Origin of the sequence: Mucilaginibacter tolerans (assembly GCF_030519375.1) — a bacterium.
GTDB lineage: Bacteria > Bacteroidota > Bacteroidia > Sphingobacteriales > Sphingobacteriaceae > Mucilaginibacter.
Genome location: NZ_JAUMKB010000001.1, coordinates 262,175 through 285,512, shown reverse-complemented (window position 1 = coordinate 285,512; position 23,338 = coordinate 262,175). Strand labels below are relative to the sequence as shown.

Sequence of the window (23,338 nt, the reverse complement as noted above, 5' to 3'; positions counted from 1 at the left end):
TTACCTGTTCCAGTAATTTAACTGATTGATCAGTTGTAGTTTGTTGATAATGGTTTGAGTTTTCAGGTTTCGTACAGCTAAGTAGTTGTTAATAGCCAGTATCAGGTCGGCTATTTTCAAGTCGCCGGTTTGCAGAAGCTGCGTGTCCACTTTTATCAGCGTTTCATCAAATTTAACCTGCTCGTTTATCTGCTCAAAAAGCTTATCTGTTTCGTTTATCTGCTGCTTTAGCTGTGCTATTTGCTGTTGGTACTGTGCTGTATAAAAGAACTTATAATACTGACGGGTTTCCTCCTGCAGCTGAATCTTTTTGTGCTGCATCTTTCGTTGGCCGCCGTCATAAAGAGGTACGGTAACATTAAACCCGAAACTCGTACCGAAGTTTTTTGCTGGTTGCACAAAATCTGTATTATAGCCACCATCTGCAAAAATGTTGCCTTTGGGTTTGTAGCTGTAATCAATCAGGCTGTTGCTGTTGGCCAATCTTAAACTATCCAATTTAAATTTCCTGAAAAATATACTGTTGCTGACATCAGGCAATACCGCGATATCTATTTTAGGCTCGGTTAGTTCCACCATGCTGGTATCGGCAATACCTGATAAATAGTTAAGCGTAGCAAAATCAGTTTTGTACTGTATACGCGCCTGCATAAGCTGAATTTGTTGTTGCTTGAGCGTAACCAGGAAAGCAAGATAATCGCTTTGCCGGTAAACATTATTCTGAGTCAATTTTTTCAGCGCCTTTTCTTCCTGGTTGAGCAGGTCGATTATCTCCTCATTGAATTTAACCTGCTGCTGATCGCCATAAGCAGTAATATACTGACCGATAACCGCTTTTTTTAGGTCCTGCACCGAAAGTTGTGAGGCGTTCACTAGTGAATCCTGTTGCAAGGCAATTGCTGCCAGCTGACTATTCCGGTAGTTTCTACCGATGACCTGCTGATTTACACCCACCAGTGCACTAAGTGTTTGTATATTGGTAACGGCACCGGCATAACCATAACCATTGATAACCGGGGCAAATGCTCCTGCACCGGTACCGGTAACCTGTGGTCTTAATCCGGCCCGTAAGCGCATACTGTCAATACGGGCAGAAGATATCTGGTTTTTAAGGTCCTTTAAAAGCGGGCTGTTTTTTTGAGCAAGCTCAATATAATGATCTAACGAATAGGTTTGTGCCAGTGAAGCGGAACAGAAGAAAATAAACGGTAAAATACAGTAAAACCACTTCATTTAACAGTAGATATGATTGTATTAGTTTTGCTAAAGTAAAAATTTAATTCTGTATAAATTTGGGACGCATGCGTCAGAAATTGACTGTAAAAGTGTGATAAGGCGACTGGTAACTGTAATTTAACGTGAAGTTTAAATTCTCGCAAATTTGCCTCGATATAGTAAGCCCAAGTCCACTACCTTCAGACTCGGTCGACTTATGAAAACGGGTAAATATCTCGTCATGCCTTAACGCTTCCGTTGCCCCTGTATTCTGAATAACTAATAACTCGTCTGTTAGTTTTATGCGTATTTCTCCGCCTGCCAGATTATGTCTTATGGCATTGCCTAGCAGGTTATTCAATAAAATATCCACCAGGTAGGTACTGGTCACAAGTTCTTTCTCGCCCAAATCACTGCTTACCTTTAATTCTTTATCTAAGAAAATCTCCTCGAATTGAATGAGCATATCTTGGATATGTAGTTTCAGATCAATATGTTCATTGCTTTCCAATAACCTGTTCTCGATTTTCACCAATAGCAGCAATGATTGATTTAACCTGGTGAGTTTGGACACCGCACTATAGAGATCGCTCAATAACTTACTTTGTTTTAAAGAAAAGCTATCAGTCTGTATTAGTGTATCCAGTTTGGAATTGATAACAGCAATAGGGGTGAGCAATTCATGAGAGGCGTTCTCTGTGAAAGTCTTCAGCTCTTTATAGTCGCTCTTGACCCTGGTCGACATACCGATGATGGCCTGATTGAGCTCTTCAAACTCGTCAATGTTTGTCTTTTCGAGCGGGATATCCTTATTATCGGTGATGTTAAAAAACCGGAGTTCTCTTAGCAGATCGTAGAAAGGCTGCCATAGCCTGTTCAGGAGCAACCTGTTAGTTACATACAGGGTGACAAAGAGCAGAAGGATGACCCCGGCAGTAATGCCAAAAATGATTTTTATAAGGTCCTCGGCTTCCACCGTCGATATCACAATCAGTACCTTATAATACTTGTCGCCAACGGTAACCGATGTGATTAATCCACGGCCAGTTTCAAATTCCTCCTCATCATGATGATGATGCCTTTTTGCATATTTAACATTATCGTAATTACGGTAAATGGTGTTGATAAACCGGCGCTTTACGGAACCAGGCTCAGCTTCAGTGAAGGTGATTTGTTGGTCGTTTGATTTAAAAACCTGCGGCAGGCGATGGTTCAGGCTTACGGACTCAAATATCTCATTTTCTTCAACTACCAGGTCTTTTTCAAGCTGACTGATCAATATCAGGCTGATGGCCTGGTAATAAATGATACCGGTGATCAGCATTACCACAACAGTGGTGAGCAGATTGACGCGATTATATCGGGTAATGAGCTTCATTAACTGGTAAACTTATACCCCATGCCATAAGCTGCCTGAATATAATCATTACTGCCAGCCTCTAATAACTTTTTCCTAAGGTTTTTGATATGTGAATAGATGAAATCGAAATTATTGGCCAAATCCATACCATCGCCCCAAAGGTGCTCGGCGATGGCATTTTTTGATACCACTTTCCCTTTATTGGCAAGAAAGTACAACAGCAGCGCGTACTCCTTCCGCGTAAGTTTAACGGGCTGATCGTTCACTTTTGCTGTTTTTGCAAGCAGGTCGATATTGATTTCGTTAAATACTAACTGATTATTGCCATTAAAGGTCTTGCGGCGTATGATTGCGGTCACCCGGGCGCGTAGCTCGGACAAATGAAATGGTTTTACCAGGTAATCGTCAGCGCCCAGATCGAGGCCTTCTAAACGATCATCCAGCGAGTTTTTTGCTGAAATAATTAACACACCGTCGGAATTGTTATTCTTCTTAAGGTATTTTAGAATTTCTATGCCGCTACCTCCGGGCAAGGTTATATCCAGCAGTATACAATCGTAGCTGTAAATGCTCACCTTTGACATTGCTTCCTGGTAATTTGATGCAGTTTCGCAAATATTACCGGTTTCCATAAAGTATTCTTCAATACTTTCACGCAATCCTTTTTCGTCCTCTATAATCAGTATTTTCATACGCTTGGTTCTGATGCTCCAAAAGGAGACGCTACGTCATTTTTTCAATAAATGTACAAACTCAATTTTGGATACATTTGGTATCGATAGATTTTGTACAGGATGTGCCTCTAATTTTGTGCATTCACTAATTTAATAACTCACTAATTCAACAACCATGTGGTGGATATATGCTTTACTGTCGGCTGCTTTTGCAGCATTAACCGCAATATTTGCGAAGATTGGCATCAAAGGAGTCGACAGCGACCTGGCAACCGCCATACGCACCGTCATTATATTGATTATCGCCTGGGCAATAGCTTTGTATAAAGGAAGCGCCGAAAATATGGGAGCACTCAGCAAGATCAACTGGACCTTTCTTGTATTGTCCGGCTGCGCTACTGGCTTGTCCTGGATATTCTATTTTAAAGCTTTACAGGTTGGAAATGTATCACAAGTTGCACCTGTTGATAAGCTAAGCGTAGCACTTGCTATCCTATTATCAGCGATATTTCTGAAAGACCCGATCACGATAAAATCAGCTTCCGGAGCGTTGCTGATTATAGCCGGAACGTTGGTACTTATATTCTGAACTAACCGGTTAAGCAGAGCTTTCTATTAGTATTGTTACAAACCAATATAAATATCGCTTTGTTATTAACTATTTGAAACATAGTCAATTGGTGTTTGTCATGAAGGGCGTTTTGGTTCATTATTAATCACTTGTGTAAAAATCACACTACAATTGGCCACCCGTCAGATTTAATCCAAAATTTCTGACCATTTTCGCCCGATTTTAAAGATCAGTGATAACCAGATTATGCGAAATATTATTATTGTTTTATTAGTTTTTCTTAGCTTCTCGACCATCATCAACGCCCAGCCGTTAAACGATCCTAAGGGGCGTATAAGTGGTAAAGTGATTGACGCGGTTACCAAACAACCAGTCGATTACGCTACCGTAAGTGTTTTTAAAGCAGGTACTACAAGCCCGATCAATGGCGTGGTAACAGACCCTAAAGGCAATTTTACCATTACTAATCTTAATCCGGGTGATTATAGCATATCGGTTGATTTTATCGGGTACAAAAAGAAAGTAATTGACCAGCTTAGCATTAATGGTGCTACTCCAAATATTGCATTAGGTACAATAGCCATCGATCCTGTTCAAACGCAGTTGAAATCTGTCGATATAGTAGAAAAGGCACCCGTAGTGCAAAACAAGATCGATAAGATGGTCTTCAATGTAGCCAACGACCTTACTTCGCAGAGCGGCACGGCATCTGACGTATTACAAAAAGTGCCGCAGGTTACCGTTGACATTGATGGTAATGTGCAACTGCAGGGTAACTCCAACATCCGCTTCCTGATTAACGGTAAACCATCAAGCATATTCGGTGCAAGTTTAGCTGATGCCTTGCAATCTATTCCTGCAACCCAGATCAAGGCTATCGAAGTGATCACCAGCCCCGGAGCTAAATATGATGCGAATGGCACCGGTGGTATCATCAACATCGTTTTAAAAGATAGTAAGGTGCAGGGTATAAACGGCAACTTTAACCTATCGGCGGGTACACGCCGCGAGAACGGCAATTTCAACTTAAATGCACGCAAAGGTAATTTTGGAGTGAACGCATTTTTTGGTGGCGGTGAGCAGATCAATAGCACTACCATTAACTCTAATGATAACAAGTCATACAGTGGAAATACCTTTACCGAGCTATTACAGACAGGAAATAGCTCCTTTACCCGCGGTGGTTTTCATTCGGGTATCAGCTTTAATTGGGACATTACCAAGAAGGATGCATTAACAGCTTCGTTTGGGTATAACTATTTTAAGAATCATAACTCTGGCCTTACTAATCAATCTTCGATCACAACAGATATAGTTGCCGATACGCTAATGTCGAAAATTCTTAGCTTGAGAAACTCAGACAGTCGTTTTAGTGGAAAGTATTTTGATTACAGCCTGAATTATAAAAAGACTTTCGATAAAGAAGGGCAGGAGCTGGATGTGCTATTTACCTCAAGCTATGGTAATAACCACTCTAACTTTTTCCAACAGCAGGATTATTTGACAGGCGGATACCCATCCACAGGTATTCAAAGCAATAACCCGGGAAGGGATCATGAAACGGATCTGGCCGTTGATTATACCCAGCCGGTGACCAAAAAGTTTACTATAGAAACAGGAGCAAAATTGGTATTGGAAAATATCAATAACACAGTAGTTACTGATACACTTGCCGGACCTTCCTTTGTTCCCGACCCAAGCCAGACTTATGGGTTTAGCTATGATCGCAGGATATACGCCGGATACCTTTCGACCACGTTTTCATTATTTAATGATTTTATTGGTGGTATGGCCGGCTTAAGGGATGAATACACTACCACATCAGCTAATTTTCCTGGCGCGCAGCAAGTCCCGTCTTATAATAAGCTGGTCCCATCAATAACATTGACTCATAAACTTGATGAGACGCAATCATTGAAATTGAGCTACACCTATCGCATACAGCGTCCGGATTACGGGAGCCTTAATCCTTTTTATAATATCAGCGACCCGCATAATATCAGCGTAGGCAATCCAAACCTACGGCCTGAAATTGGTCATAATTATGAATTTGGCTATAGCAAGTCATTCAGTCAGGGAGCTAATATTTATATAGGAGCCTTCTACCGTTATAACACGGACGACCTGCAGTCGTATACCACGCATTATGACAGCTTAGTTATCAACGGCACGACTTACAATAACGTGTACCTGAATCAACGTTACAATATCGGAACCGAAACTACTGAAGGCATCAGCATATTTGGTTCATTGCCTGTGACTAAGCAATTTAATCTGCGCACCAACATGATGTTCTCAAACAGGATCACCACCAACCCGGGTAATCCGCAGGTGAGCGGTTTTATGTATCGCATCAACCTGAATGCAAGCTACGATTTCGGCCACGACCTGATTGGTGAAGCATTTGTGAACTATAATTCATCGCAAAGGACTATTCAGGGTAACCGGCCTGTGTTTGCTTTTTATAACCTGGCTTTTCGAAAGCAATTCTGGAACAAAAAAGCTAGCATTGGTTTGACCACTACCGATCCATTTGCAAATTATCTTAATCAGAAATCAACCACAAGCGGCACTGGCTTTACACAAACCAATATCCGCGAGATCCCGTTCCGCTCCTTTGGTATCACATTGAGCTACAGATTTGGCAAAATGGAATTTAAGAAAGAGAAAAACAAAGACGACAACAACAATAATAATGATGTACCGGGCAATGATAATGGCGGGAGCAAATAAATTGTCGTTGTAATATCTTTAAGATTACATTAAATGGAGGTTAATTATTAACATAAGTTTAATAATTATTTCTTACATTGTTAATGTAATTTTGCCCCCGATGCCCAAAAGTAATTTGCCTACTTACGCTATAGTAGAGCTGTTGATCCGTTTAGAAAAGCACAATCCAGCAATTGGCGGTTATAAAAACCATACCGAGTTTGATACAGGTGTGATTGTAAAAACTTCGGGAGGAAGTATCGAGTTCCCAAAAGAGTTAGTGGAACAACAATTTCATAACCCTGAACAGATTACCGAAAAAGATCTGCAAAAGGCCGCTCTGTTATTCAGAAATTAAGTAATTCGATTTCTCCACATCAAAAATTTACAGAAGCCGCCATCATGCGGCTGTTTTTGTTATTCATTTTTATGTGAAAATAATTTGGCACCGTATGCTCAATTGCTGAAATTTAGTCAGGTACCCTATAATTAATTTTTAATAAAGCTTTTTAAATTAAAAATTTAGTTATAAGTTTAGATAACCAATTATAATATTCATCCGACTGATTTTTTGCTCTCAGACTATTGATATGGTCCGGACGGATGAAAGGTTTTGACAAATCAACTCTCTTTTGCCATGAAAAAAATACTGTATACCTGTGTATTTCTTGCGGCATTTTGCAACCTGCAGGCTTATTGCCAGGATAATAGTTCAGTAATCAACAACGCTGTTGCTGGATTAAAAAGTTTATCGGGTAATCATGTGATCGAAAAGGCGTATCTGCATTTCGATAAACCTTATTATGCTGTTGGCGATACTATGCGCTTTAAGGCCTACCTCACCCTGGGTGAACATTATGACCTTTCGAGATTAAGCGGGATCTTACATGTTGATCTGATAAGCCCGGATAATTCAATTTTCAGATCAATAAAACTTCAGATAGTCAATGGCATAGGATGGGGTGATTTTCCGCTGCCTATTGCACTTACCGCTGGTAATTACCGGGTTCGCGCCTATACCAATTATATGCAAAACGCACCAGAGTATTTTTTTGATAAGACAATTGCAATTGGTTCGACTTTGAATACGGGTATGGCGCCTAATACCGCAGAATCAAAAGAAAAGGACGATCTGCAATTTTTCCCTGAGGGAGGTGAGCTGGTAGGTTCTATGGTATCAAAAGTGGCTTTTAAAGCAATCGGGTCAAATGGGTTAGGAATAAATGTAAAGGGCGTGATAGTTGATAATACAAACAATCAGGTAGCTTCTTTTACGTCATCACATTTAGGCATGGGAACATTTTATCTTCAACCCGAAGAAGGGAAAATGTACAAAGCTAAACTAACTTTTGCCGATGGGGCGCAGGGCGTATTTAATTTACCAGCAGTACAAAGTAAGGGTATCGCTTTGGCATTAAAGGACACCTTAGGAAAACTGTCCATCGAAATACATTGCAACAAGGCTTATTTCCAGGAAAACTTGAATAAGAATATCAGCCTTGTTATTTACGGCAGCGGGTTTGTCAACACGGTAAGCACCAAACTGGACAGCCGCAGGTTAAGCATGGACATCGCCAATACCCAGTTTCCATCCGGGGTAGTAAGGGTGACATTATTCTCACAAACAGGCGATCCGTTAAGTGAACGACTCGCTTTTATCAAAAATTCGGACATGGTTGATCTTACTTTAACCAGTAACAAAACTACTTATGGTAAACGGGAAAAGGTATTACTCAACTTGGCTGCAAAAGATAAAGGTAATGCTGCAGAAGGGCATTTTTCGGTTGCCGTGATAGATGAAAATCAGGTGCCCGTTGACGAAAATAATGAAACAACAATACAGACCTACTTACTCCTGACCTTGCCATTGCGCGGCTATGTCGAACAACCTAATTATTATTTCCTCCAAAACGCCGAACACGCTACCGCTGACCTTGACGCCTTGTTGCTTACACAAGGTTATCGTCGTTTTACCTGGAAGAAATTAATGAATGAGCGCGATTCGGCATTCGTCTATACTCCTGAAAAAGCGTTGGAAATAAGTGGTACAGCAAAAACTGCAGCCGGTACACCTGTAAAAGACATGGATGTGATGTTACTAACCGCCGACATGAAAAGTAACCTGGGCGAGCGGACAGATAACAATGGTAAATTCAAGTTCACCAATTTACCCCCTATAGCAGATAGCACCGTATTAATATTACAGGCAACAGGTTCAACCAGGTCCAAAAATGCTACCATTTTTACGGTTGATTCGGATAAGCCTGGGCCTGCTGTGGCCGAAAAAAAAGAAACTTATTTACAAACAGATGCAAATAAAGCAATGCCTGTTTATTTGAGTACAAAAAAACCTGAGTTGGGAAATGAATTGATAAAAAACGCAGCTTACAAGTATAATGCAAAGAGTGATACCAGGCCCCAAAAAGTGTTAAATGAATCGGATAAGGTTTATGAGTCTTCCAATTTAGGTGGATCTGGCCATGCCGACCAGGTAATAAAGGGTGACCAGATCAAAAACTCACCAAGTTTATCACAGGGTTTAAACGGCTTGCTTCGTGGTGTTTATTTTATTAACGGGGTTGCATATCTGCAAGGTAATATGGTATTCAATGGGACAAACCAGGTGGCCGAGCCGATGTATGTAGTAATTGATGGTTATGCACTACCATTAGATAGAGGAGGAATAGATAATATTAATCCTGTTTCGGTGGAGACCGTAGAGTTATTAAAAGGGTCAAGCGCGTCGATGTATGGCGTAAATGGTGGGGCCGGCGTTTTGGTGATCACATCTCGTAAACGTCAATCCACCGAAGGCGTCAGTACCCGGACATTAGGGAGTCTATCATTTCAGGTCCGTGGTTTTTATGTTGCGCGCGAATTTTATTCGCCTAAATATGAGGTCAATACCAAGATTAATAAACCTGATCTGCGAAGTACAATAATATGGATATCCGAACTAAGGACAGATAAAGACGGAAAAGCCATGTTTGAATATTATAATGCTGACGGGCCCGGTACTTATCGTGTGGTGGCAGAAGGTATTGACGATAAAGGCAATATTGGCCGTACTGTTTACAGGTACCAGGTAAAGTAATTAAAATCTTCTGCCAATAATCATTTTAAAGATAGCCTTATCGGCATTGCTGGTTAATCCCCAACCTAATCCGGCGTTGAATTCCCAGTTGGGATTAAAGTTCAAGTCTGTTGCCAGGAAGAATTGATGGTCCTGTTCTTTTATCGGATCGTAGTGAAAAAAAGGACCAGTAGAGCCGTAGTATTCAATGCCCAGCGCTACAACCTTGGTAATATCATAACTCTGCTTGAAATTAGGCGAGAAGATCAGTCCGCGGTGTGCATCAGGTCCGGCAAAGCTTTGGTCAACAGTTGGGTTGAATGAAAAATACCATCCACCCCATTTCTTATCAATAATTGGCCTTATTTCAAGGGTGCAGGTATTTGCATCAAAGGCTGCTTTCTGAAATCCAAACTCTGTAGATAAACTGACACCTACCGGCCAATGCCAGCTTTCGGGTGCTGCCACGCGCGGCCTTATATGTGAACCTACATAAGCAGTACGGCCATCGCTACCCAGCGAGTTAAAAATATAAAACCCTGTTTCAAACCATGTTGTCCACCCATGTGTGATCTCTATAGTCTCATGAAAGACATGATTTGTTGGCAACTCGCCATCGGAAATTGTTTTGCTGCCTTGAATGGTATAATTGCTATGCAGTTCAAGCATTGTGTGCCCTTTTTCCACTGTTTCAGATCCGTAAACCTGTATTTCATAATTATCCTGCGCCCTGGCACCAACAATTGAAAAAATCGCTATAATACTAAGTAGAATGGGTAGCCGCATCATATAGTTTATACAGCCAAACCTAAAAAATAAATAGAGGTTTGCCGAATGTTTTTGGCAATAAAGCTATTACTGAAAGTTGAAGTAATTCTGAACAGAATATTCTGTAAGGTACTAAAACAGTTTTATAACAGATTCCTTACATATTTTACAGGCAAAACCAATTTGAATTTTAATATGGCACTTATTGAACCAGTAAAACCGGAATTCGCCGATACATTACAGAAAAAGCGATATTCTCCCGGATTGCGTTTATGGCATTGGCTCAGCGCAATAATTATTTCAGGATCATTGTTGACGGTACTGGCAAACAGCACTATTACCGCTGGACATAGGAATGCATCCATTATACAAAAATCATTTGCAGAAAAGAACCTAACGGTTTCTCAGGATCAGGCACGTGAGGCAGCGCATGAAATCAGCGATAATGTTTGGGCGTTACATACTTACTTCGGTTATATACTTATCACACTCTTTATTTTTCGATTGATACTTGAGTTTTCCCATCGTGCCGATCAAAAGCTGCTCAGGAAGCTGAAATTTGCTTATACGCAGCTTAACGGCGTACATTCAAAGCAAGCAAAACACGATATAGTGGTTAAATCTTTATACCTTACTTTTTATACGCTTTTAGGCATAATGGCAATAACTGGTTTGTGTATGGCTTTTGAAGATGATGTCCCTGCTTTAAAGATTCATGCGCTGCGCGAAATTCATAGCTTCTGCATGTATCTGATCCTTGCATTTATCATCGTTCACCTTGCAGGTGTGTTTTTGGCCGAAAGAAAAAACAATAAAGGTATAGTGTCAGATATGATTAATGGCGGTAAAGCTGACTAATAATCATTTGGTGATCAGGTAAACACTGTCTAATACAGTCTCTCTTGTGGCCGCGTTAACAAATGCGGGCAGGATATTTTCCTGTGGATAGTTAGGAAATGAACTTAAAATCTTAAAAGGAACGTGTTGCTGGTTCAAAATATCAATAGACAGTTTCCGTGCATAAAATATGGAATGGGGCGGGGGATTGAAATTTTTAAAGCTGTCTAATGGGATATAGTCAATTGGTCTTTTCGAATAGAACTGAAAAATGTTATTCTCGAACTTGAGCGAATAAAGATGATAGCCATTAAAAGAGTCGATATTTACATAGTTGGCAGCCTTTATTTGTCCATTATAATCAGCCATGACGTTATAAAAAACGGCATTGAGATAAAAGTTGGCAAATAGTACTGCAATACAAGCCAGGAAAAATGCCCGTAGATGTGGCTTTCTTATTTTAGGCACAACAATGAACAAACCTGCGGCAAGCACAACACAATCAAGCATAAAGAATATTATACCCTCGGGTTTTGCAAAATAATTGATTGCGAAGGTGATTATAATAAACGCCGCGGCATAAAGATATAAGCTCATCTGCCTCAGGACTATCCCAAAGCGCTTTAATGGCTTAAAACAATATGGTGCGGTAATAATTGCAAAAAGTGGGAAGATGGTATTGGTATAAAAAGGAAGTTGAAATTTTGACAACGAAAACAACGTCAGCAGCAGTAAACCTCCACTGATGGAATAATATTCTGCTAATTGCCTTTTGGATATTATCCTTCTGATATTTTTATAAACTGCATAGTAAAATAACAAGCACCATGGGGCAAAGGCCCATAACAGCGTATGCAAGTAGAAAATTATGTCGCCTGATTTTTTTTGACTAATGGGTCCGTTGTTTACGAAGCGTCCGAATTGACTATCCCATAAAAACCATCTGATGCCAGATACCCCGTGCCTGTTGAATACGGTTATTTCCGGATGCTGATCGAACTGGGTATATAATGCATAAAACTCCGGCAGTGTAAATATGAGTGTAAGTAAAAGCAGCAGGCCCCATTTTAACTGAAATATCGATTTAAGATTCTTTTTGAAGAAAAGCTGGCCAAATAATGCGCCATAAATTGCCACAATAACAAATATACCCTTGGTTATAATGGCGCAAGCCGTTAGCAGGGCTCCTAATAACAGGTCGATGTAACTGAAGCGTTCTTCCAAGCAACTTATGTGATATATGCTGCCAATAACGAGTGCCATCAGATACGGCTCGGCTCTTACATCCGTATTTAGCATAATTACATGCTGCGAAGTGGCAACTATTATTGCGGCCAGCCAGGCGATTTGCTCATTGTGAAATTTTTTGCCAAAAAGAAATGTATACCGCAGACATATCAGGAAAAAGATTAAAGCTGGCAACCTGTACGCCCATACAGATACCCCGAATATCTTGAAACTGAGCAATGTCATCCAGAACGGGAAATGTGGCTTGTCAAGCCAGTTCTGATCGTAAGTAAACAGATCAAAGAAGCTTTTATGATACAGCAGATTTTTAGAAATGGACGCATACAATCCAGGGTCATCAGTGAAAAACCTTTGATCGATACCCGCGAAATTAACCACGAGCGCCAGCACAAATAATAATATAAAATAAGGTTTATAACCGTCTTCCATTCAGATAGCAGCTGGTATTAGATAGATAGATTGACCAGGCAGCCCAAAAGTACGTTGTTTATACTTAAGATAATAATTGAACCACAATGTGACTGAACGGATACAAAAAATGCCATCCCGGTGAGAGTGGCACTTAAAACTTTTAATTGTTGATAGAATGTTTGGGTTAATTGAGCTGAGGCCCGGTGATTCTTAGATTTCTCCCTCTGATGGCGTCAAAAACACTTTTCATCATCGGCTTGGTAATATAATTTGTTACAAAAGGGTATCCTTTTGAGCGGTTAATATCCATCTGGAAAATAGAAGATGAAACAACGTATATCTGGATTTCTTTTTTAAGTGTCTTATAAATTTTTTGAAATCCATTCAAAAAATCCCATCCACTATTGCCCGGCATATACAGGTCAAGAAATATAAAGTCAGGAAGGACACTAATCTTGGTCCTGTTTTCTTCAAGATAATCAAGTACAAGCTTGCCATCAAAAGTATAAGTAGTTTCTTTAGCTAGCTCGTTTTTGGTTAGCATAAATTGTACGATCTTATGATGGATCGGATCGTCATCGATAATTATAAGTTTTGACATAACAGTTTAGATTGGTGCAACAAATAAGTTTAAAGGTTCGTATAACAAATGATTTTCGTGTTAGGGCAACGTTCATCAAATATTGGGATCATTTTACCCTATATTGATGACTGTTGTTTTTATTTAAAAACGGGATTAGTATGGTGACATATCGGGAATATTATACCCCAACCATAATCACACAATGTCCGTTTACTAAATAAAAACCCTTTAAAGAACGCCAATACAGGCTAAACTACCTTATTTACCTTCCCAAGCCGCCTCATAGCTGTATCGTTAAGGATATAATTGCCAAGATTATGCCATTTGGGTGGTATTATGTGAGACTGATTGTAACAAAAATGTTATAAAAACAACACTTGGTTGTCTTACAGTGGGTTAATCGTGTCAAGTAAACCTAGGCGGTAAACATGGCTTGATTGCTCTAATTCTGACAGCTGTTTGTCCGCTATAGATATGATTTGCGTGTTTTCATTCAAGTAGTCTTTTAAACGGTCAACATCATTTTGCATACCCTTTGCTGTTGCAATGTCACGCATGACAAGCAACATGCTAAACACCTCAACTGTCTGTGATTTAAGTAATTTGAAAATATCAATATCCAAGGTGACTTAGCTATAAAGGTTGTACTGAATTTAGTAAAAATTAATTAAATATTCTATAGAGAAATTATTAATTAATACGACATTTTAAACGTGCGGGTTGCACGATCAGACGTATTTTTGATAGCTGTTGATGAGGACAAAACAAAAGCCCTCACTATTTTAGCAAGGGCCCAACTCACAACAATTGTTTAACCTTATGTTTCAAAGGTCAATTCCTAATTGCAATGTGACTTAATTTGTAAACAATTTGACCGGAATTTAGTTTTGTTACTGCAAAGTCATTTAAAGTACGATTTGCGTGAGATTTAATGCAATAGTGATTTTGGCATATATCACCAATCGAAATTTCAATATAACTTTATAACCAAATCAATTAAGAAAACTCACTATGAGAAAACTATTCCAATTAAAGACGTTGTCGCTGTTTGCGATAGCCTTTTTCGCATCTACTATGGTTTTTGCCCAAAAACCAAGCCCTGCTGCAACTGCAACCGGAACTGTCGCCGGTTCGGAGATTAAAGTAAGCTATAGCAGCCCTGCTGTTAAAGGAAGAAAAATATGGGGCGGCCTGGTACCTTACGACAAAGTCTGGCGCACAGGTGCTAACGAAGCTACCATATTTGAAACCAGCAAGGATATTAAAATTGGTGGCAAAACCTTAAAAGCTGGCAAATACAGCTTGTACACCAAACCAGGTGAAAGAGAATGGCAGATAATTTTTAATTCAAAAACTGGTCAGTGGGGTATTAATATGGATGGCTCAACTACTGATGATCCTTCAAAAGATGTATTGGTGACCACTGTTAAGCCGATGAAATCAAAGGCAATGAATGAAAGATTTAAAATTGAAATTGACAGCAAAGGCATGACTCTGCTTTGGGAAAACCTGGCTGTACCTGTTGAGATCAAATAAAAATCATTGAAATAATATGATAAAGCCCCATAAGGGGCTTTTTTATTATCTGCTATATTTGCTTAATGGCTAAACGGTTCAACAAACAGCCCCTAAAATCAAGACTAATTACTATTGTAATATTGACGTTGGCAATTTTCCTGCTGATGTTTATTGCCGGATATCCTGATTTTGTGGAACGATATTACTCCAAAGGCCTTTACCGGGCAGTTTGTTTCATCTTTCACCCCATATTTAACCTGTTCCCGTTTAGTATAGGGGATGTGATTTACATCCTGATTATAGGTTACCTGGTTTATGCTGCCATAAGATTGATCAGATTGTTGATCCGAAAACAATGGCAGGTAGCAGGCATATTTACCCTTGGGCTAATCGTCGGCGTGCAGGTTTTCTTACTGTGCTTTTATCTTTTCTGGGGAATGAATTACTACCGCACTTCAGCGGCTGAAAGGTTCAACCTGCCTGATAGCGGCTACACTACTGCTGACCTGAAATCGGTTACTGCTATGCTAATTGATAGTGCCAATAGCTGCCGCGGTAGAATAACAACCAACGACTGGCACCAAAACAACGCAGCAATTTATACCACCGCTGTAAATGCAGTACGGTCACTATCATCTTCATCCGATAATTTTCACACTTTCAAGCCCCGAATTAAACCGTCATTATTGACACCCCTGATGAATTATATGGGTACTTCAGGGTATTATAATCCTTTTACTACCGAGGCACAAATGGATTACGATCTTCCTGTTTTTATAAAACCTTTTGTAGCCTGTCATGAAATGTCGCACCAAATGGGTTTTGGCCCGGAGGATGAGGCCAACTTCGGAGGATTTATTGCCGGTACGCAGTCCAAAGACCGCCTGTTACGTTATTCAGCTTATTATGTGGGCGTACAAGAGTTTATGTTTGCTTTAAGGCGACAGGACAGTCTTGCCCGGAAAGAGCTGCGCAAAAATATCTCGCCCGATGTGTTGAACGACTTTAAGACCGAACGCGCTTTTTGGTTATCCTACGAGAGCAAACTCGGCGCATTAAGCAGCGTGTTTTATGATGACTTCCTGAAAGCCAACAATCAGCCGCAGGGGCTTAATACCTACAACCAGATGGTTAGGTTGGTGATGGGGTGGTATAAAAGAAAGCCCATGGTCCATAGGTAATGGTATAGTTCATGACTCATGGTTCATAGCTAAAATGATCAATTCTAAGTTCAATCTATGAACCATTAACTATCAACTATAAGCTATTATATCACCACACTATCGTGACTGAATTCCAAATTCAGTATTCCTGTCTGGGTCGAGTTAGCATAGGAGTTGCCATTCACAAACAGCTTTTCATTATCGATCTCCAGGTGCAGATCGTTAACCATAAAATTGCCGCGTATCCGTATAACTGCATTCGGCGAAAGTGCTTCCAGTTCGGCTATTATATTATGCTCCAGACGCATGGCGGTTTTATTATCCATCTGATGGATATCAATTAGCGTTGTACCATCGGCGCGGGTAATGTGAAGCCTGTCGTTATAGGTCGCAACATCAGTTTTGCCGGTTTGAACAGGCGCATTTCCTTCAATTTTAATGATAGAACCATCGGTGTCTTTTATATCCAGATCGATATTTAATGAAGTCGGTCCCTGCCCTTCAGGTCTATCACGATAAATAGAATTGATCCTTAAGAAATTAATGCTATGACCATGGTCGGTATAAACCAGTGTATTGCCGGGCACAATAAACGAATTGGAACCCAGAATAAATGCATATTTCATGACTTAAATGATTTAAGTTTTAAATAGAAGAAGTATTGCCGGGGGATTGTTTTATAAATTTAATAAAACAGCAAAATAGTAGCAAGTTTTTTTGTTAAATGCGCCATCTACGCGTTTAAAAGTTATATTTGATATCACATCAATTATAAACCTTTTATTATGATTCAACGAAAAGTTATTGCATGGTCAATAATAACGGCCCTTGGTGGATTCCTGTTTGGCTTTGATACGGCTGTTATCTCGGGTGCGGAGCAGGCGATCCAGAAATATTGGAACCTTACCGACCTGCAACATGGATTTACTATCTCCATTGCTCTTATCGGCACGGTTACAGGCGCTCTTTTTGGCCGGATACCGGCAGATAGCCTTGGCCGTAAAAAATCATTGATCATTATTGCTTTTATATTCCTGTTTGCCTCTCTGGGTACTGCTGTTGCATCTAACTGGTATTTGTTCGTTACACTTCGGTTTATTGGTGGATTGGGCGTTGGCGTATCCTCAGTGATTGCACCGATCTACATCTCAGAAATTGCACCTGCTAAGGCAAGGGGCAGGCTGGTAATATTGTTCCAGTTTAATATTGTATTCGGGATATTAATATCTTACCTCTCAAACTACGTAATCGGTTTGCTGTTCCAGGATTCCTGGCGGCTAATGCTTGGTATAATGGCTGTTCCTTCCTTTATATTTTTGGTGCTGCTCAGGTTTGTGCCCGAGAGCCCCCGCTGGCTTATTCTCCATAAATCGCAAAATGAGGAAGCCAGTGCGATCCTGCAGATCATTAATCCCGACACCTACGAGGAAGAGATGGCGAATATCATCAATGCCAAAAATGAAGAGGTTGCCGACGTGCATGGCGAAAACTTGTTTAACCCCCGTTATCGTTTTCCGGCTATGCTGGCTGTATTGTTCGCATTTTTTAACCAGGTATCGGGCATTAACGCCATCATTTATTATGCGCCCCGGATTTTTACTGCTGCCGGGCTGGCAAAAAGTGCATCCTTACTATCCACGGCTGGGATTGGATTGGTGAACCTGATCTTCACAATGATCGCCATTGGCTTTATTGATAAAATCGGGCGTAAGCAACTAATGATCATAGGTTCTTTTGGTCTTATTCTTACATTAGGGTTAGTCTCTTATTCTTTCTTTGCGAAGGACTCAGGCACTATGGTTGCGATCTACCTGATGGTCTATATCGGGTTCTTTGCCTTCTCGCAGGGAGCGGTTATCTGGGTGTTCATTTCAGAGATCTTCCCTAACCAGGTAAGGGCCAAAGGGCAAACACTTGGAAGCGGCACGCACTGGGTAATGGCAACTTTAATTGCATTCTCTTTCCCCTACATCTCCGGCAAAATCGGTGAAAGCTGGACTTTTATGTTTTTCACGGGGATGATGGTGTTGCAATTAATATTTGTATTGAAAGTAATGCCGGAAACCAAGGGAAAATCGCTGGAGCAGATAGAGCGTACGCTAACTATGCATTGATATGATTAATAAGATAAAATATTTGATGATTGGGTTGTTGACCTCTACGGCCGCAATGGCTCAAAAGCCAACCTATAAAGAGCAATACCGCCCGCAAATACATTTCTCACCGCCGGCACATTGGATGAACGATCCGAACGGTATGGTGTTTTATAAAGGAACCTACCATTTGTTTTATCAATATTACCCTAAAGCAACTGTGTGGGGGCCAATGCACTGGGGACATGCTACCAGTGTTGATATGATCCATTGGAAAAATAAGCCGGTTGCATTATATCCGGATAGCCTGGGTTATATATTTTCGGGTAGTGCCGTGGTCGACTTTAACAACACCAGCGGCTTAGGTAAAAACGGGCGACCACCATTGGTAGCCATTTTTACACATCACGACCCGGTTAAAGAAAAGGCAGGCAGAAAAGATACCCAGACCGAGAGTCTGGCATATAGTAATGACGAGGGCAAAACTTGGCACAAATATGAACATAACCCGGTGCTGAAGAATCCGGGAATAACTGATTTTCGCGATCCGAATGTGAGCTGGTATGCGCCCGGTAAAAAATGGATAATGACGCTCGCTACAAAGGATAGGATAACCTTTTATTCATCCCCAAACCTGAAAGTGTGGAAGAAGGAAAGCGAATTTGGGGAACACGAGGGTGCACATGGCGGCGTTTGGGAATGCCCGGATCTGTTCCCTGTCACAGCAAGCGACGGAAAGAAACTATGGGTACTTATTGTCAATATTAACCCCGGTGGACCTAATAGTGGTTCAGCAACGCAGTATTTTGTAGGGAATTTTGATGGTAGCACATTCAAAGCAATTAACACCGATACACGCTGGATTGATAGCGGCACCGATGAATATGCAGGTGTAACCTGGCACAATACCGGTAACCGGCATGTGTTTTTGGGTTGGATGAGTAACTGGGAATACGCTACAACTGTACCTACACAAGTTTGGCGAAGTGCCAACACCGTTCCCCGCGAATTGAAGCTGGTCAATATAGATCATGACTATTATGTGACTGCTGAACCAGTAAAAGAATTAAACAGTTTGAAGACAACATCGGTAGATTTGAAGACCCTTAATGTTAAAGGAGGTAAAGATTTAACCAAACTCTTAAAGCGATCAGATAATCAATATGAATTGAAGTTTTCATCAAAGCAATTGAAGAACTTCTCACTCACGTTATCTAATAAAAGCGGTGAGCAATTGGTAATCGGGTTTGACGCCGCTGAAAACAACTGGTACATCGACCGTACCAGAGCTGGCGTATCCGATTTTAACAAGAATTTTGCTAAGCGCATGACCGCCAAACGTATTACTGCTGGGCCAGGTACCGATGTGACGCTGATAGTTGATGCAGCTTCGGTAGAGTTATTCGCTGATAAAGGGGCGACGGTAATGACAGCCATTTTCTTCCCGAAAAAGCCTTATACCGATCTCGCTATAAATTCAAAAGATGGGTTTGAAATAAGTGGTGTAACTTATAGCCCGCTCAAAAGCATTTGGCCATAAAACAAACAAGCCGGACTTCCTCAGAGCCCGGCTTCACATCAGTTTAGTTCAATTTAGATTTATACGAGGTTCTTTTTAATATAGCTAATGCTTTGTGTAATGCTATCGAAAGGATTGCCCGGGCAAATATCTTGCTCTACGAAGAAGTATTTCAGTCCGGCAGTATGAGCTTTAGTAAATATCTTTTTAAAATCAATCACCCCATTACCCACTTCAGTAAACATTTTTTTCTCGGTCTTGTCCATATCTTTCACATGCCACAATGGGAAGCGGCCCGGATGTTTATCAATCAATGCGATCGGGTCCTGGTTGGCTTTGGTGAGCCAGTAAAGGTCGATCTCCATTTTTACCAGATTTTTATCTGTATTGTCTAACAGGATCTCGTAAGGATATTTTCCGTTCTCCTGTATAAATTCAAAATCGTGGTTGTGGTAACAGAACTGTATGCCTGCTTTTTTGCAGGTTTCACCGGCCTTATTAAAATCTTCTGCCAGTTTTTTGTAATGGTCAAGGTTGCCACGTTCAGATGGAGCCAGCCATGCGCAAACCATATATTTTTGACCGATAGATGCTGCGTCTTCAGCCGCCTTGTCCCAGTCATTTAATACAGTGCCTTTACCTTTCGCAGCCTCCCCCAAAAGGTAATGGCTGCTTGGCATGATCAGGTTGTTTTTTTTCAAAAGTTCGGCAAACGCTTTAGGCTCAACGCCATAATATTTGCCATCATTGTAACTCGCTTCAACCGATGTATAACCCAGCTCAGCTACTTTAGCCAGCGTGCCGGCTACATCTTTGCCCATTGCATCGCGCACGGTATAGAGCTGAAGGCCGATATATTTCTTGTCGTATGCAAACAGCTTTGGGGCAACTAAAACTCCAGCCGAAAATAGGGCAGAGGTTTTCAGGAATTCACGCCTGTTAATCATGGTTTATTTAGTTTAATTGGTCTATGTGTAAAAGTAACACAATAACTTATTTATGACTAATTTTTTTGAAATAAGTTTAAACGGGCTTAAAATGTACTTGAAAACGTCCAAAGTACTAACAATCCGTTTAATAGTGGCAAATGTTTATATCTTCGTTAGATCCTAATAATCAGCACAATGAATCAAGGCACAGCCGTGGCCACAAAATATCGCATTGAATCCATTGATATTCTAAGAGGAGCAGTAATGCTGATTATGGCAATAGATCACGTAAGGGACTTTTTTCACCACGGACACCCGGAACCGAATGACCTGGAGATCACCACGCCATTGTTATTTTTCACACGTTTTATCACTCATTTTTGCGCCCCAACATTTGTTTTACTTACAGGTGTGTCTGCGTACCTGGCCGGGACGCGTAGAACAGAGAACCAATTGAGCCTGTTTCTGATTAAACGCGGCTTATGGCTAATCATGATTGAATTGGTTGTCATAACCTTTGCAATAACCCTAAATCCTTTTTACCCCGTGCTTATATTACAGGTGATATGGGCCATTGGCGGAAGTATGGTTATTTTAGGAGTGCTGGTGGCCTTGAGGGTGTCATGGCGGGTAATTGGTATGATAGGTGTGATCCTATTATTCGGACATAATATATTCGATGTTATCAAAACTCACGCAGTAACGGATACTTTTTTGGGTAAGTTACTTTTAACTACAAGTCGCGGACCGGCAGGTTTTTGGCCGCTAGGTAATGGCCACGGACTGGCAATGGCTTATGCACTTTTGCCATGGACTGCAGTAATGCTGATAGGTTATGCTTTGGGACAGCTGTATAAAAAAACGTTTGATGTGGTCAAAAGAAGAAAAATACTTATGTATTCCGGATTGTCGCTGATTTTTTTTTTCCTTGTTTTCAGGTTTTTCAATATTTATGGCGATTCTTCACCGTGGTCGGTTCAAAAAACTACGATTTTGAGTATTATATCATTTTTTAATGTTACAAAGTACCCGTGTTCACTCTTATATCTGTGCATAACATTAGGGCCCGCGCTTGTTATATTATCGGTAACTGAAAATATATCTAATAAGCTTACCCGTATCCTGATCGTATATGGTAATGTACCTTTCTTCTATTATTTATGCCATTGGTATCTTATAAAAGCAATCAATATCATTGTTTTTTATGCGTCAGGTTTTAATCGTAGTCAAATCGTTAACCCGCACAGAAGAAATTATTTTCAGCCTGATGACTTTGGGTTCAATCTTTTGGGTGTGTATGTTGTATGGCTGGCGGTAATACTCATTTTATATTTCCCTTGCCGCTGGTACAGTAAATACAAACGCACACACCACCAATGGTGGCTAAGTTATCTGTAGGAGACATTAAGTGTTTGAGGTAATGTGATGAAAATCTGTATCTTAGTCATACCTTAATTCTTCAAGCAATGACCTCAGTAATCACATCCCAGCCCAGGCATCGTATCGAATCTATCGACATATTGAGAGGTGCAGTGATGCTTATCATGGCAATCGATCACATCCGGGATTTTTATCATGGTTCTCCTGAGCCAACCGACCTGTCTGTAACAACGCCAATTTTATTTTTCACCAGGTGGATCACACATTTTTGTGCACCCACATTTGTGTTTTTAAGTGGTGTTTCGGCTTATCTCGCCGGGATGCGCAGGACCGAAAATCAGCTGGGTATATTTCTGATCAGACGCGGTTTCTGGCTCCTATTCGTTGAAGTGGCAATCATTTCACTTGCCATAACGCTTAATCCGTTTTATAATGTGCTGATTTTACAGGTTATATGGGCCATAGGAGGGAGTATGATGCTTTTAGGGTTGATGATTATGCTTAAAATACCTATTAAGGTAATAACCGCTATCGGCCTGATCATCTTCCTGGGACACAATATATTCGATATAGAAAAAGTAGACTTTATTAATAATAGTGTTGCAGGTAAAATGTTCGTTTCTGGTGCCGGATTTGGCGCTTTCGTTCCCTTTGGGCCCAATCGCGGAATGCTTGTGGCCTATGCACTTTTGCCGTGGTCGGGTGTGATGTTTATTGGTTATGGCTTTGGCCAGCTTTACCGGAAAACTTTTGATGGGGCAAGGAGAAGAAAAATATTACGATATACAGGTTTGGGGGTGTTGGTGTTTTTCCTCGTGTTTAGATACTTCAACGTTTATGGCGACCCGAATCCCTGGGCTCCCCAGAAAACTATTTCGCTGAGCATTATCTCATTTTTTAATACTACCAAATACCCTTGTTCCTTACTGTATCTCTGTATGACACTTGGTGTTGCCCTGGTTGTGCTATCCGTTACAGAAGGCATTAAAAGCCGGGTTGCCAGCTTTATCATGGTTTTTGGAAATGTGCCATTTTTCTATTACGTGTGTCATTGGTACCTGATCAGGCTATCAACTGTTATTGTTTTCTTTGCCTCGGGATATAACTCGAGCCAGATCATAAGCCCGAGACAACCTATTCTCTTTCAGCCGCAAGGTTTTGGAACGACTTTATTAGGCGTTTACGGGTTATGGATCATCATAATCACTATTCTATATTTCCCATGCAGGTGGTTCAGCAACTACAAAAAGACCCACGACCAATGGTGGCTGAGTTATTTATAAT

At 40.6% G+C, this 23,338-nt stretch carries 20 protein-coding genes; 11 read left to right on the top strand and 9 right to left on the bottom strand.

What is annotated here, in order from left to right:
- The 3 genes from Q3A68_RS01465 to Q3A68_RS01455 all read right to left on the bottom strand — a co-directional run bounded on the left by Q3A68_RS01465 (position 1) and on the right by Q3A68_RS01455 (position 3,267).
- Complete coding sequence (locus Q3A68_RS01465) at positions 1–1,233, bottom strand: TolC family protein (RefSeq protein WP_302899222.1); 1,233 nt, start codon at positions 1,231–1,233, stop codon at positions 1–3.
- A gap of 73 nt (positions 1,234–1,306) precedes the next feature.
- Positions 1,307–2,593, bottom strand: coding sequence for a sensor histidine kinase (locus Q3A68_RS01460; protein ID WP_302899221.1), 1,287 nt, complete (start codon positions 2,591–2,593; stop codon positions 1,307–1,309).
- A complete protein-coding gene (locus Q3A68_RS01455; protein WP_302899220.1) occupies positions 2,593–3,267 on the bottom strand; it encodes a response regulator transcription factor in 675 nt (224 codons plus the stop codon). Before Q3A68_RS01455 ends, Q3A68_RS01460 begins: the two co-directional genes overlap by 1 nt.
- Before the next feature lie 157 nt (positions 3,268–3,424).
- Between Q3A68_RS01455 and Q3A68_RS01450 the strand changes: the two genes are divergently transcribed.
- The 4 genes from Q3A68_RS01450 (at position 3,425) to Q3A68_RS01435 (ending at position 9,626) form a co-directional block, all read left to right on the top strand.
- Positions 3,425–3,838: an EamA family transporter gene (locus Q3A68_RS01450; protein WP_302899219.1), complete on the top strand. Its 414-nt coding sequence runs from the start codon at positions 3,425–3,427 to the stop codon at positions 3,836–3,838.
- A 228-nt stretch (positions 3,839–4,066) separates the two neighbouring features.
- A complete protein-coding gene (locus Q3A68_RS01445) occupies positions 4,067–6,553 on the top strand; it encodes a TonB-dependent receptor (RefSeq protein ID WP_302899218.1) in 2,487 nt (828 codons plus the stop codon).
- Positions 6,554–6,653: 100 nt separating this feature from the next.
- On the top strand, positions 6,654–6,890 hold the full coding sequence (locus Q3A68_RS01440) for a hypothetical protein (protein WP_302899217.1): 237 nt from the start codon (positions 6,654–6,656) through the stop codon (positions 6,888–6,890).
- Positions 6,891–7,169: 279 nt separating this feature from the next.
- Positions 7,170–9,626 (top strand): TonB-dependent receptor plug domain-containing protein, encoded by a 2,457-nt coding sequence (locus tag Q3A68_RS01435; RefSeq protein ID WP_302899216.1) that lies wholly within the window; start codon positions 7,170–7,172, stop codon positions 9,624–9,626.
- On the opposite strand, the gene Q3A68_RS01430 is transcribed toward Q3A68_RS01435, so the two are convergent.
- Entirely contained in the window at positions 9,627–10,394 is a 768-nt protein-coding gene (locus tag Q3A68_RS01430) for a hypothetical protein (protein ID WP_302899215.1), read from the bottom strand.
- A gap of 174 nt (positions 10,395–10,568) precedes the next feature.
- Here Q3A68_RS01430 and Q3A68_RS01425 point away from each other — a divergent pair, with 174 nt between their 5' ends.
- Positions 10,569–11,231: a cytochrome b/b6 domain-containing protein gene (locus Q3A68_RS01425; protein WP_302899214.1), complete on the top strand. Its 663-nt coding sequence runs from the start codon at positions 10,569–10,571 to the stop codon at positions 11,229–11,231.
- Between the two features lie 3 nt (positions 11,232–11,234).
- Here the strand turns inward: Q3A68_RS01425 and Q3A68_RS01420 are convergent, their stop codons facing one another.
- From Q3A68_RS01420 to Q3A68_RS01410, 3 genes are all read right to left on the bottom strand, one after another.
- A complete protein-coding gene (locus Q3A68_RS01420; protein WP_302899213.1) occupies positions 11,235–12,887 on the bottom strand; it encodes an ArnT family glycosyltransferase in 1,653 nt (550 codons plus the stop codon).
- Between the two features lie 166 nt (positions 12,888–13,053).
- Positions 13,054–13,470: a response regulator gene (locus Q3A68_RS01415; RefSeq protein ID WP_302899212.1), complete on the bottom strand. Its 417-nt coding sequence runs from the start codon at positions 13,468–13,470 to the stop codon at positions 13,054–13,056.
- Positions 13,471–13,838: 368 nt separating this feature from the next.
- Positions 13,839–14,075, bottom strand: a complete 237-nt coding sequence (locus Q3A68_RS01410; protein ID WP_302899211.1) for a hypothetical protein — start codon at positions 14,073–14,075, stop codon at positions 13,839–13,841.
- Positions 14,076–14,463: 388 nt separating this feature from the next.
- On the opposite strand from Q3A68_RS01410, the gene Q3A68_RS01405 reads away from it, so the two are divergent.
- Positions 14,464–14,988 carry a DUF2911 domain-containing protein gene (locus Q3A68_RS01405; RefSeq protein ID WP_302899210.1) on the top strand — a complete coding sequence of 175 codons (525 nt, stop codon included), beginning with the start codon at positions 14,464–14,466 and terminating at the stop codon, positions 14,986–14,988.
- 65 nt (positions 14,989–15,053) lie between these two features.
- On the top strand, positions 15,054–16,151 hold the full coding sequence (locus tag Q3A68_RS01400; RefSeq protein ID WP_302899209.1) for a DUF3810 domain-containing protein: 1,098 nt from the start codon (positions 15,054–15,056) through the stop codon (positions 16,149–16,151).
- A gap of 86 nt (positions 16,152–16,237) precedes the next feature.
- Here Q3A68_RS01400 and Q3A68_RS01395 read toward each other — a convergent pair whose 3' ends face one another.
- Positions 16,238–16,759, bottom strand: a complete 522-nt coding sequence (locus Q3A68_RS01395; protein ID WP_302899208.1) for a hypothetical protein — start codon at positions 16,757–16,759, stop codon at positions 16,238–16,240.
- A 159-nt stretch (positions 16,760–16,918) separates the two neighbouring features.
- Here Q3A68_RS01395 and Q3A68_RS01390 point away from each other — a divergent pair, with 159 nt between their 5' ends.
- A complete protein-coding gene (locus tag Q3A68_RS01390) occupies positions 16,919–18,247 on the top strand; it encodes a sugar porter family MFS transporter (RefSeq protein WP_302899207.1) in 1,329 nt (442 codons plus the stop codon).
- Position 18,248: 1 nt separating this feature from the next.
- The gene (locus tag Q3A68_RS01385; RefSeq protein ID WP_302899206.1) at positions 18,249–19,766 is read left to right on the top strand and encodes a glycoside hydrolase family 32 protein; all 1,518 of its coding nucleotides are present in this window, start codon (positions 18,249–18,251) and stop codon (positions 19,764–19,766) included.
- A gap of 59 nt (positions 19,767–19,825) precedes the next feature.
- On the opposite strand, the gene Q3A68_RS01380 is transcribed toward Q3A68_RS01385, so the two are convergent.
- Positions 19,826–20,692, bottom strand: a complete 867-nt coding sequence (locus Q3A68_RS01380; protein ID WP_302899205.1) for a sugar phosphate isomerase/epimerase family protein — start codon at positions 20,690–20,692, stop codon at positions 19,826–19,828.
- 177 nt (positions 20,693–20,869) lie between these two features.
- Between Q3A68_RS01380 and Q3A68_RS01375 the strand changes: the two genes are divergently transcribed.
- A complete protein-coding gene (locus Q3A68_RS01375; RefSeq protein WP_302899204.1) occupies positions 20,870–22,072 on the top strand; it encodes an acetyltransferase domain-containing protein in 1,203 nt (400 codons plus the stop codon).
- A gap of 68 nt (positions 22,073–22,140) precedes the next feature.
- Positions 22,141–23,337, top strand: a complete 1,197-nt coding sequence (locus Q3A68_RS01370; RefSeq protein ID WP_302899203.1) for an acetyltransferase domain-containing protein — start codon at positions 22,141–22,143, stop codon at positions 23,335–23,337.
- Position 23,338: the final 1 nt, after the last annotated feature.